Annotated in this window: 10 protein-coding genes; 7 read left to right on the top strand and 3 right to left on the bottom strand. The window is 30.3% G+C overall.

What is annotated here, in order from left to right; genetic code table 11:
- Window positions 1-34 precede the first annotated feature (34 nt).
- Genes IFB02_RS07920 through rodA form a run of 5 tightly spaced genes read left to right on the top strand, consistent with a single transcriptional unit; the run spans window position 35 to window position 5,586 of the window.
- Entirely contained in the window at window positions 35-1,063 is a 1,029-nt protein-coding gene (locus tag IFB02_RS07920) for a rod shape-determining protein (RefSeq protein WP_106687811.1), read from the top strand.
- Between the two features lie 11 nt (window positions 1,064-1,074).
- Entirely contained in the window at window positions 1,075-1,887 is an 813-nt protein-coding gene (mreC, locus tag IFB02_RS07915) for a rod shape-determining protein MreC (protein ID WP_106687812.1), read from the top strand.
- Window positions 1,880-2,386, top strand: coding sequence for a rod shape-determining protein MreD (locus IFB02_RS07910; RefSeq protein WP_106687813.1), 507 nt, complete (start codon window positions 1,880-1,882; stop codon window positions 2,384-2,386). Before mreC ends, IFB02_RS07910 begins: the two co-directional genes overlap by 8 nt.
- Window positions 2,383-4,308 carry a penicillin-binding protein 2 gene (gene mrdA / locus IFB02_RS07905; protein ID WP_106687814.1) on the top strand — a complete coding sequence of 642 codons (1,926 nt, stop codon included), beginning with the start codon at window positions 2,383-2,385 and terminating at the stop codon, window positions 4,306-4,308. The genes IFB02_RS07910 and mrdA overlap by 4 nt, the downstream gene beginning before the upstream one ends.
- On the top strand, window positions 4,309-5,586 hold the full coding sequence (rodA, locus tag IFB02_RS07900) for a rod shape-determining protein RodA (protein ID WP_106687815.1): 1,278 nt from the start codon (window positions 4,309-4,311) through the stop codon (window positions 5,584-5,586). It begins immediately after the preceding gene.
- 49 nt (window positions 5,587-5,635) lie between these two features.
- On the opposite strand, the gene IFB02_RS07895 is transcribed toward rodA, so the two are convergent.
- Together IFB02_RS07895 and IFB02_RS07890 are read right to left on the bottom strand one after the other, a co-directional pair.
- Window positions 5,636-8,371, bottom strand: a complete 2,736-nt coding sequence (locus IFB02_RS07895; protein ID WP_106687816.1) for a TonB-dependent receptor — start codon at window positions 8,369-8,371, stop codon at window positions 5,636-5,638.
- A gap of 24 nt (window positions 8,372-8,395) precedes the next feature.
- Complete coding sequence (locus IFB02_RS07890; RefSeq protein ID WP_106687817.1) at window positions 8,396-9,301, bottom strand: GLPGLI family protein; 906 nt, start codon at window positions 9,299-9,301, stop codon at window positions 8,396-8,398.
- 182 nt (window positions 9,302-9,483) lie between these two features.
- Here IFB02_RS07890 and IFB02_RS07885 point away from each other — a divergent pair, with 182 nt between their 5' ends.
- On the top strand, window positions 9,484-10,263 hold the full coding sequence (locus IFB02_RS07885) for a hypothetical protein (protein WP_106687818.1): 780 nt from the start codon (window positions 9,484-9,486) through the stop codon (window positions 10,261-10,263).
- A 2-nt stretch (window positions 10,264-10,265) separates the two neighbouring features.
- Complete coding sequence (locus IFB02_RS07880) at window positions 10,266-10,880, top strand: deoxynucleoside kinase (protein ID WP_106687819.1); 615 nt, start codon at window positions 10,266-10,268, stop codon at window positions 10,878-10,880.
- Between the two features lie 62 nt (window positions 10,881-10,942).
- On the opposite strand, the gene IFB02_RS07875 is transcribed toward IFB02_RS07880, so the two are convergent.
- On the bottom strand, window positions 10,943-11,944 hold the full coding sequence (locus IFB02_RS07875; protein ID WP_106687820.1) for an App1 family protein: 1,002 nt from the start codon (window positions 11,942-11,944) through the stop codon (window positions 10,943-10,945).
- Between the last annotated feature and the right edge of the window lies 1 nt (window position 11,945).

Below are 11,945 nucleotides of genomic sequence, written 5' to 3'. Positions count from 1 at the left end.
ACTTATATTAATAGTAAATAATTACACAAAACACATGGGTTTTTTTGACTTTTTAACTGAAGAAATTGCAATAGATTTAGGTACTGCAAACACACTTATTATCCATAATGATAAGGTTGTTGTAGATGCGCCTTCCATTGTTGCTAGAGATAGAATCTCTGGTAAAATAATTGCAGTTGGTCAAGAAGCCAATATGATGCAAGGTAAAACGCACGAAAACATTAAAACGATTAGACCTTTAAAAGATGGTGTAATTGCAGATTTTGATGCATCTGAACAAATGATAAGTATGTTTATAAAAAACATACCTGCATTAAAGAAAAAATTATTTACACCTGCATTACACATGGTTATTTGTATTCCTTCAGGAATTACAGAAGTAGAAATGCGAGCTGTAAAAGAAAGTGCAGAACGTGTAAATGGTAAAGAAGTTTACCTAATCCACGAGCCTATGGCTGCAGCAATTGGTATTGGTGTAGACATCATGCAACCTAAAGGAAACATGATTGTTGATATAGGTGGAGGAACAACAGAAATTGCTGTTATTGCTCTTGGTGGTATTGTTTGTGACAAATCTGTAAAAATTGCAGGTGATGTGTTTACTAACGATATAATTTATTACATGCGTACACAACATAACCTTTATGTTGGAGAACGTACTGCTGAAAAAATTAAAATCCAAATTGGTGCTGCTACCGAAGATTTAGATTTACCACCAGAAGACATGAGTGTTCAAGGTAGAGATTTGTTAACAGGTAAACCAAAACAGGTACAAATTTCGTATAGAGAAATAGCTAAAGCACTTGATAAATCTATTTTACGTATCGAAGATGCGGTAATGGAAACATTATCTCAAACACCTCCAGAATTAGCTGCAGATATTTACAATACTGGTATTTATCTTGCTGGTGGCGGATCTATGTTACGTGGCTTAGATAAAAGATTATCGCAAAAAACAGATTTACCTGTTTACATTGCAGAAGATCCTTTACGTGCTGTAGTTAGAGGAACAGGAATTACGCTTAAAAACATAAACAAATTTAAAGGCGTATTGATCAAGTAGGATAACACACTATGCAACAAATTGTAAATTTTATTTTAAGAAACAAATCGTTTTTGTTTTTCTTGTTGCTGCTTTTTATTTCGGTGTTATTTACTATACAATCACATAGTTATCACAAAAGTAAGTTTATAAATTCGGCTAATTTCTTAACTGGCGGTTTATACAATGCAAGTCATTCTATTTCATCTTATTTTAATCTAAAAGAAGAAAATAAGAAACTAAACGAAGAAAACGCTAGACTTAAAGCCATAATAAATTCAAAAAAACAAACAACTTCTTCTTATACAGATAGTTTACTTTATAATTCAAACTACAGATTTACACCTGCTAGAATTATAAAAAACAGTTACTCTAAACAGCAAAATGTTTTGCTAATTAACAAAGGACAAAACGATAGTATTAAAGAAGATTTAGCAGTAATTGCAAATAATAAAATTATAGGAATTACAGATAATTACAATTCTAAATACACTACAGTAATTTCAATATTAAATACAACTAATAGAATTAGTGCACAGTTACAAAAAACAAATCATTTTGGCACACTAAAATGGGACGGAAAATCTCCGCAAATCATTCAATTAACAGACATACAAAAAAGTGCGCCATTAAAGGTTGGTGATACTGTAATTACTTCTGGAAGATCTGCAATTTTCCCAAAAGGAATTTTAATAGGAACGGTTAAAGATTTTCATTTAGATATTACTGAAAATTATTATGACGTTAATATTAACTTATTTAACGACATGACTAATTTAGAGCATGTAATTGTTATTGAAAATAAAGATAAATCTTTAATAGAAGCGTTATTAAATAATGAATAGTCTATTATCTGCACATACATTAAGATTTATTTTTTTAATACTACTACAAGTATTAATATTTAATAGAATAGACTTTTTAGGCTACATTAACCCGTATCCTTACATACTTTTTGTGGCATTATTTCCTGTAAAAAATAATCGTATGCTATTCCTGTTTTTAAGTTTTTTAATGGGATTTATACTGGATTTATTTATGGATTCTGGCGGTGTAAATGCAACAGCTCTTTTAATTATAGCTTTTATACGACCTGTTGTTTTAAAATTCAGTTTTGGTGCTGTTTACGAGCATAATGCTTTAAAATTTAATAATATAAATTTCTCTCAAAAATTAGTTTACTTAAGTATCTTAATTGTAATACATCATTTCTTTTTCTATTTAATGGAGTTTTTTAACATTTCTAAAATAATTTTAATCTTAAAAAACACGTTATTTTCTAGTGTATTTACTATACTACTAAGCATATTAATAACTACTATTTTTAGCAGAAAAACTAAATGAGAAAATTTATACTTTTTCTTTTTGTAATAATTGTTGGCATTATATTTACTGGAAGATTACTTTATCTTCAGGGTTTAAATAATAATACCCAAAGTATTTACGATGATAATGCTATTAGACCTGTTTTTAATTATCCTAAACGCGGTTTTGTGTACGATCGTAATGGTAAATTATTAGTATCTAATCAACCGTCTTACGACGTAATGATTATACCTAGAGAAGTAAAACCTTTTGATACTTTAGAATTTTGTACGCTATTAAAAATTAAAAAAGAACATTTAATAGAAAAATATAAAAAAGCAAAACATTACTCACCAAGATTACCATCGGTATTTTTATCTCATTTATCTAAAGAAGACTATGCTATTCTTCAAGAAAAAATGAGAAAATATGAAGGATTTTACATCCAAAAAAGATCTTTAAGAAAATACGAAACCAATATTGGAGCAAATGTTTTAGGTGATATTGGAGAAGTTAATTACAGAGAGATTAATAAAGATAATTACTACCGAAGCGGAGATTTAATTGGAAAACAAGGTGTAGAAGCGTCTTATGAAACTATTTTAAGAGGTCAAAAAGGGATAAAATTTATACAAAAAGACCGATTTAATAAAAATATAGGTCCGTATCAAGATGGCAAACTAGATACTTTACCAGTCGCAGGAAAAGACATAACAATTACAATTGATGCAGATTTACAGGCTTATGGCGAACTATTAATGACAAACAAACGTGGTGGCGTTATAGCTATAGAACCTAAAACTGGTGAAATACTAGCAATGATCTCCGCACCAACTTATAACCCAAATAGTTTAGTTGGTCGTAATAGAAGTAAAAATTTCACTAAATTATTTAACGATTCTATTGCAAAACCTTTATTTAACAGAAGTATTCAAGGTGTTTACGAACCAGGATCGCCTTTTAAATTAATGAATGCTCTTATTGCTTTAGAAGAAGAAGTGATGTCTCCAACCGAAACAGTAACCTGTTATCACGGTATCAAGTACGGTAACAGATTTATGGGCTGTCACTGTCCTTCTGGAACAAGAAATAATTTAATTGGCGGAATAGAAAAATCCTGTAATGCCTATTTTCTTACAGCTTACAGAAACATCTTAGACAAATACGAAAATGCGTCTATTGGTATTGATAAATGGAGTAAACATGTTAAAAGTTTTGGGCTTGGTAATTTTTTAAACAACGATTTATATGTTGGTCAAAAGGGAAGAATACCAGATCGCGATTATTACAAACATTTGTATCCAAACACTTTTTATTCTACTTACACAGTATCTAATGCAATAGGACAAGGTGAAGTTGCAACTACGCCAATACAGTTAGCAAATATGGTTGCTGCAATTGCAAATAGAGGTTATTATTATACACCACATATTATAAAACATATTGAAGACGAAACTATTCCAGAAAATTTTACTACACCTAAATACACTACAATAAGTGAGAAAAACTTCGAGCCTGTTATAGAAGGTATGTTAGAGGTTTATAAAACTGGAACAGCAAGTAGTTTACAAGTTAAAGACATTGAAATTTGCGGAAAAACTGGTACTGTTGAAAATTTTGCTATTGTAGATAGTGTTAGAACACAACTTACAGACCATTCTATTTTTGTCGCTTTTGCACCAAAAGACGATCCTAAAATTGCAATTGCTGTTTTTGTTGAAAACGGTTATTGGGGAAGCAGATTTGCGGGTAAAGTTGCTAGTTTAATGATAGAAAAACATTTAAAAAACGAAATTACAAGAACAGATCTAGAAGATTGGCTATTATCTCACAGTCTAGAAAATGAGTACGCAAAGCCTTACTCTGGAGAACCATTTAAAATAAATGGACAAACGCAACTTCAGGTTATTCCGCCAGAAGAATTTAATAAACTAAAAACCAAATTAAATCAACTTAATTAAATGCTTAGAGAAACCGATAGACATTTTAAATTTGATTGGTTAACCATTATTCTATTTTTTATTTTAGTAGGATTTGGTTGGGTTAATATTTTATCTGCTTCACATTCTGGAGAAACTATCAATCTTTTAAATTTCAGTAATTTTTATAGTAAACAGTTAATCTTTATAGGACTTTCGGTATTATTAATTATTGTAATTCTATCTGTAGATGCCAAGTTTTACGAACGGTTTTCCAGTTTAATTTATATAATTTCATGTATATCTTTAGCGGGATTATTTGTCTTTGGTAAAAATATAAACGGAGCTACATCTTGGTATGGCATAGGATCTATGACGCTCCAACCAAGTGAGTTTGCTAAAGCTGCAACAGCTTTAGCTGTTGCAAAATATGTAAGCGACTTAAATACAGATATTAAAAATTTTAGCGATCAACTTAGGACTTTTGCTATAATTATAATTCCTGCTTTTCTTATTCTATTGCAAAAAGACGCTGGAAGTACGCTGGTTTACAGCGCATTTTTTTTCGTATTATATAGAGAAGGTTTACCGCATATTTATTTAATTGTTGGTCTACTATTAGTTTTACTATCTATTGCAGCCTTAAAATTTGGTCTTATCATCACATTAACGTTAACAGTATTTATTACTTTAACTTACTATTTCACCTTAAAAAAAAGACCAATTATTTTAAAACCTATTCTGGTTATTGTTCTAAGTACCATTTTGGCGTTTTCTGTAAGATATGTATACGACAACTTATTGCCTGTACATCAAAAAGACCGAATTACAATCTGGCTTAGTTTAGAAAAAGATCCTGTTAAACTAAAACAAATGAAACAAACTATTGCTTATAATTTAAACGAATCTGAAAAAGCAATTAGTAATGGAGGTATGACAGGAAGAGGATTTTTAGAAGGTACAAGAACTACCGGAAATTTTGTTCCGGAACAACACACAGATTACATTTTTACTACTGTTGGAGAAGAATGGGGATTTATTGGTAGCTTTTTAACAGTTCTAGTTTTTGTATTATTAATAACACGAATTATTGTACTTGCAGAACGACAAAAAAACCAATTTAGCCGAATGTATGGTCATGCTGTAGCTGCAATACTATTTATTCATTTTATGATTAATATTGGAATGGTTATGGGACTAATTCCAACTATTGGTATACCGCTACCGTTTTTTAGTTATGGTGGCTCTGGTCTTTGGGGATTTACCATTTTGTTATTCATTTTTATTAAGCTAGATTCTAATAGAATTAATGAGTGGTAATAAAAAAAGCGCCTTTTTCAAAGCGCTTTTTAATTGGATGTAATTTATTTTATAAATTATAAATAACTCTTAACGTTAAAAACCTTGGTTGTATAAAATACTCACTTGTACTTACCGAGAATGTTCCATTATTAGTTTGATTTCTTGTTGCCGTATCTAACAAGTTTGTTGCTTTAAGTTCGTATTCCCATTTGCTATCATTTGTTTTACGATACGCTAAAGAAGCATTCCATAAATCAAAAGAGTTTATGGTTTCATCTTCATTTCTTAAATTACTATACGTGTAATCTGTTTTAAAAGTTAATGTCTTAAAAATTAACGCGTCAAATTCGATAGTTGGTGCATTGGTATAAAACTTTGTTCTTGTACTTCCTTGATCACTATCTTGAATGCTGTAACGGTAGCTTACTTCAAAATTAGGCGCTTCTAAAAAGTTAGAACGTATACTTGCTGTGTAGGATTGATTATAATTTTCGTTAACCGAAACAATATCGTTAATTAACTGATTGAATTTTGTGTAAGCAAAACTACCTCTTACACTACCTTGAAGCTTACCAAAACGTCTTTGAAAACGTCCGCTTGCTGTAAAAGATTCGTCTTCAAAACCAGAATTAAAAGGTGTACTACTTCTAATCACAGAACCATCTTGAAACACCGATCTTGTTCTAATATTATCAATACTCTTAGTATAATTTAACATAGCAAAAACATTGGTATAATTAAACATATTAAAGCTGAAATAACTTAAATTTAAGTTATGTGATAACGCACTTTCTAGATCTGGATTTCCAATAAAAGTCGAATTGTAGTTATTTAAAACCAATCCTCTAGCAAACTGATTTACATCTGTAAATTGCGTTTGCATTTTATAGTTGAAATTTAAATTTTCTGATTGTTTAAGCTGAACTCGAACATTTAAATCTGGTAATAATCTGAAAAAGTTGTCTTTAGTTTCTTCTCCAAATTGTGTATTAACTGCGCTATAAGCATGTGCAGAAACACCAGGACTAATAGTAAACTTACCTGTTTTCCAACGGTAATGTAGACCTAAATATACATCGCTAAAGGTGTAATCTGTATCATTTATATCTGTTACACCTGCAATTGGCGTAGTATCTAACTCACTAGCATTATCTAACACTTGGAAAATATTAGAGTTAAACTGTTGCTTACTATAAATAGTACCAATGGTAAAGTTAATGTCACTTTTCTTATTTAGAATATTCCAGTAATCTAGTTTTGCATCTAACTGATTAGATTTTACACGCTTCTCTTGATTAACATCATATAAATTTTGATCTGTATTTAAACCTAATGCAAATGCAGTATTATCAAAAGCATCATTATCTGCATCTGCATTGTTTGTAGGATCGTTTTCTAATACGGCTTTATAAAAAGGATCCTCATCTTGAATTAAATGCTGTGCAGATAACGCAAAAATATTATTCTCGTCATGCGTGTAGTAGTAATTTAAATTCTGATTTATACTGTATGGATTTGAGTTTTGGTTTTCGTCAATACCGCCAACCACAGAAGATAATACCATTTGATCTTGAGACTCTTTAGATGTACGACCAACAATATCATAATCTAATTGATTATTAGTGTTTGGCTTGTATTTAGCACTTAATTTAATCATCCCTAAATCACTTTTTTGATGCGTGTTTGTTTCTGTTCGCTCGTTTGGAATATTTAAACTTTCGTCTGTATAAATTACATTTTGATTTTCTTGAAGATCTACACGACTGCTAGAAAAAATACCAAAACCACTTAAGTCTAAAGTCTTTTTAGGCGACATACTAAAGTTAGCAGCACCAAACTTTGTATTAATATCTTTAGCTTGATTATTTTGTAGTTGAAGGAAACTTAAATTGTTATCTCCTAAACTTATATTGGTACCACTTTGTTGACTTGGCATTTGGAAACCACCAGAAAAATTAAAGATATCACGACGTGTTAAAGCTAACTCGCCTACATTATTTATATCTCCAATAAAGTTGATACTTTTTTCTGGACTATAATAAAATAATTTAGGTTGGGCAAGGTATAATGTTTTGTCTGGCGAATCACCAATACCGCCAGTAATTGTACCAAACCAAAAGTTTTTCTTTCCTTCTTTTAACTTAATATTTATGGCAATATTATCCTGATTATTTGTTACACCACTAAGTTGACCAACTTCTGAATAGTTTTTTAACACCTGAACTTTATCTACCGCGTTTGCAGGAATATTTTTAGTCGCTAATTTAGAATCGCCATCAAAAAAGTCTTTACCGTCTACCATTACTTTTCCAACAGCTTTCCCTTCTACTTCAATTTCACCTTCATCATTAACCTCAACACCTGGTAATTTTTCTAGGACGTCACCAAGTTTTCTTTCGGTACCATTTTTAAAAGAATCTGCGTTATAAACTATGGTGTCACCACTAATAGTTACAGGCATTTCATAGGTTAATTCCACTTCATCTAAACTATCATCAAAAGACATTGTGAAGTCTTTTTCAATGGTTGCTTCTTTGGTTTCAACAGTTTCAGATAAAGATTTCATCCCGATATAACTCACCGTAATTGTATAGGTTGAGTTTTCTTCTAAACTCAACTTAAAGCGACCTTTATCGTTAGTAATTCCGTAAGCATCTAAATTTTTTGTTGCTTGGTTTATGGCAACCACATTGGCTAATTCTAATCCAACGCCTGTACTATCTTTAATTACACCTTGAAATGTGACTTGCGCAAAAGATGTGCTTGCTACTAATAAGACTAGTAGTTTAATTAGATTTTTCATTTATTTTTTTGGTTAAGTTGTAGATTATCGTCTTCCTCCGCCACGTCTTGCTCTAAACATAGCTCTCATTTCTTCCATTTTCTTTTTTACAATATCTTGATATTCTTCTCTACCAACTTCTTTGCCTTTTGTTGGTTTTTTAATCTCTTTTTTATCTTCAGGATTTAGTGTGATTTTTGTACAAAGAATTGTAGTTCTTCCAGAATTTATTTCTAAAATTAATCCAGGTAATCCCCAATATTCTCCTGGTCCTGCACTTACAGGTATTTGCATTGTGTACCAAGCGGTAACTTCTATTTGTTCTGGGATTTCGATTTGATCAAAAGGATCTTTAAATTCGTCTTTTTTTGTAGAGTCTTTTTCTACTTCTGCACCTTCTTTTTCATCTTCGTTTTTCTTGTCTTCGTCTTTATTTTTACGACGCATATTTGTCCAATCTGCAGCATCTACTTGTTTTACTGCAGTTGCTTTAAAACACATATATTGACCAATTTGTTTGGTTTCTCCAGTCATTTTCCATTCGTATTTTGGTAAACTATCGTTAATTAAAAATTGCTTTCCAAAAAACTCTTGATCTTGTAAATACTCGTTAGTTTTAACGTTTTTGTAAACTGGACCAACGCTTCCCATTCCGCCCATCATACGCATTCCTCCTTGCGCTGGCGACTCTAACGCTTCATCTTCTTTGTACATGGATTCGGTTTTGTTAAATGTTAGAATAAACGTTTTTTCTAACATAGACTTCATACGTTCCATGATCATTTTTTTACGTTCTGGACTTAATTCTCTTCCTCCAAAATTATCTAAATCGACAGTAGTTTTAGACATGTAAACTGCTTCTCCTTGAAAATCTGCTTGTGCAGTAACTTGTAATGTTAACAGTAAGAATAAGCTTAAAGTGATTGTTTTTAATGCGTAGTTTAATTTCATTACGGTAATTTTAAAATAGTAATTTGGTGTATTTGTAATTAGACTTTTAAATTAATTATTAGTTTAACTAACAAATGTTAAATATTTACTAATAAAACATGTAATTAAAGGTCTTGGTTATTTGACGAAAAGCAGCCAATATTGTTACAATTTTGGGTTTAATTTTTGTACATTGTGATGGTATGAAAGCATATACTTTAATTTTATTTTTCATCTCTTGTTTTTGTTATTGCCAAAACAAAATATCTTGCGAACTACTAAATAAAGAAACACTAATTGCAGATAAATTTATTAGTAAGGATAATTTTAATTCGACTTATATTATTAAAGATAATTCGCTTATAAAGATTACCGCTTTAGATACATTACGCTATAGCAATTTTCAATTAGGAAACAATCTAGAGGTAAATACATTTAATCCTTTAAAGATTAATTTATTTTATTCTAATTTTAATACAGTTATAATACTTGATAACCGATTAGCTGAAATTGCTAAAGTAGACTTTAACACCATACCAGAATACAAAAACATTAGCCATATCACAACAGGTTTTGATAATACAATTTGGGTTTTTAATCAAGATTTTCAGCAATTAGAATTATTTGATTTTAAAACTTTAAAAACTCGTTATAAAACAATACCTGTAAGTTCTAAAGTACTATCCTTAACTAGTAACTATAATTACTGTTGGCTATTAACACAAAACTATCTTTATTGCTATAATTATTTTGGAAGTTTAGTTTACAAACTACCTAATAATGGTTTTATAAACCTACAAGCAACAAAAGAAAATTTAATTATTGAAGACCAAAATGGGTTAAGCTACTATAACTCAAAAGACAAACAAAAAATAGAGATCGAACAACCAAATATGTTAATAAATCAGTTTTTTGTAACCAATCAAATCCTGTATATTTACACCCTTAAAACTCTATATAAATACCAACTTAAAACAGACTAACTATGCACGTTGCTATTGCAGGAAATATTGGCGCAGGAAAAACAACGCTTACCAAATTACTAGCTAAACATTTTAATTGGGAAGCGCAATTAGAAGATGTAGTAGACAACCCATATTTAGACGATTTTTATAACCAGATGGAACGTTGGAGTTTTAACCTGCAAGTTTACTTTTTAAATAGTCGTTTTAGACAGGTCACTCAGATTAAAGAAAGTGGAAAAGACATAATTCAAGACCGTACAATTTACGAAGATGCCCATATTTTTGCACCTAATTTACATGCAATGGGATTAATGACAAATCGTGATTTTGAAAACTACAAATCCCTTTTTGATCTTATGGAAACTTTTGTTCCTGGACCAGATTTACTAATATATTTACGCAGCTCAATTCCTAATTTAGTAGCTCAAATACATAAACGTGGTCGTGATTACGAAAATTCTATAAGCATTGATTATTTAAGTAGGCTTAACGAACGTTATGAAGCTTGGATACACGGTTACAATAAAGGAAACTTACTAATTATAGATGTAGATAATTTAGACTTTGTTGCAAATCCTGAAGATTTAGGTAATATAATAAACAAAATAGACGCGCAAATAAACGGATTGTTTTAATTTTTGGCGATACCCTATCGAGTCTGATTAGAGTTTATACCAAGCGTAGTCGAAGTAGAGTCTTATTTAATTATACCAAGACCTTTTGCATGAGCAATAGCTTCTTTACTATTATCTACTATAATTACAGGAATACTATAGTCTTTTAATAAAGCTTTTACACGTTGCATTTTCTGTTTATGTAAAACACTTCTTAAATACACCGCTTTAACACGCTTAGGATACGCATTTACTAATTCTAGATATATATCAGGATCATGCTCACCACTATCACCAATTAGAATAAAAGGCAGATCCGGATACGTATTTAAAATATTTACAATTTCTAATTGCTTTTGCGGTTTACAGGTCGACGATTTTTTCTTAAAAATAGTTCTAAAACTACGTAGTAATATTGGACCTTTAGGAAAATTATTAGCTTTTAGGAAAAACTCTAAATAACGGTATAAATTCCAAGGACTATGACTAACATAAAAAATAGGATTTGCAGATTTACCATTACTACCACTATGTAGTAAATGATAAAACTCTGCAGCACCTTCTAAAGCAGTCCTACTTTGTACGTGTTTTAAAAAAGTATTATAAATAACACGCCATTTTAATATTGAAGCTACACCTGTATGAATAATTGTATCATCAATATCACTTATTACACCAAACTGAGCATTTTTTGCAGGAATGAGTATTTCTCCTTTAAATCGATTTTCTTTTTGAATTGTACGCTTAATATTGGGCTCAACATAAGAAAGCTCAAAGTTTAACCAACCTTCTTCATTAATTAGATGGTCTAAGTTTTCGATTTTAGTATCTATCTTGTAGTAGCCATCACGATCTGTTTTTGTGTAATAAACACTAGTATCTGGCAAGGTTATTTTAAGTTTAGTATTTTTAATTTCGTCTGTTTCAAAACGTTTCCAAGTATTTAAAATTAAATTCCAAAGACTCTTTTCTTCTAAATTAATGGTTTCATCTTCTAATGCACGACCGCGTATATAGAAATGATTTTTAGTACCATAACTTAAAAACGAAATTATTTGTAACGGATCTTTTTTAAACCAGCTCATA

Origin of the sequence: Mesoflavibacter profundi, assembly GCF_014764305.1 — a bacterium.
Taxonomy (GTDB): Bacteria; Bacteroidota; Bacteroidia; order Flavobacteriales; family Flavobacteriaceae; genus Mesoflavibacter; species Mesoflavibacter profundi.
This window is presented reverse-complemented; position numbering and strand designations above follow the sequence as displayed.

Bases quoted from the DNA above. Each gene is read 5' to 3' on its own strand.
- IFB02_RS07890 (WP_106687817.1), bottom strand. From the start codon at position 9,301: ATGAAATTAAACTACGCATTAAAAACAATCACTTTAAGCTTATTCTTA.
- mrdA (WP_106687814.1), top strand. From the start codon at position 2,383: ATGAGAAAATTTATACTTTTTCTTTTTGTAATAATTGTTGGCATTATA.
- IFB02_RS07885 (WP_106687818.1), top strand. From the start codon at position 9,484: ATGAAAGCATATACTTTAATTTTATTTTTCATCTCTTGTTTTTGTTAT.
- IFB02_RS07880 (WP_106687819.1), top strand. From the start codon at position 10,266: ATGCACGTTGCTATTGCAGGAAATATTGGCGCAGGAAAAACAACGCTT.
- IFB02_RS07920 (WP_106687811.1), top strand. From the start codon at position 35: ATGGGTTTTTTTGACTTTTTAACTGAAGAAATTGCAATAGATTTAGGT.
- IFB02_RS07910 (WP_106687813.1), top strand. From the start codon at position 1,880: ATGAATAGTCTATTATCTGCACATACATTAAGATTTATTTTTTTAATA.
- rodA (WP_106687815.1), top strand. From the start codon at position 4,309: ATGCTTAGAGAAACCGATAGACATTTTAAATTTGATTGGTTAACCATT.
- IFB02_RS07875 (WP_106687820.1), bottom strand. From the start codon at position 11,944: ATGAGCTGGTTTAAAAAAGATCCGTTACAAATAATTTCGTTTTTAAGT.
- IFB02_RS07895 (WP_106687816.1), bottom strand. From the start codon at position 8,371: ATGAAAAATCTAATTAAACTACTAGTCTTATTAGTAGCAAGCACATCT.
- mreC (WP_106687812.1), top strand. From the start codon at position 1,075: ATGCAACAAATTGTAAATTTTATTTTAAGAAACAAATCGTTTTTGTTT.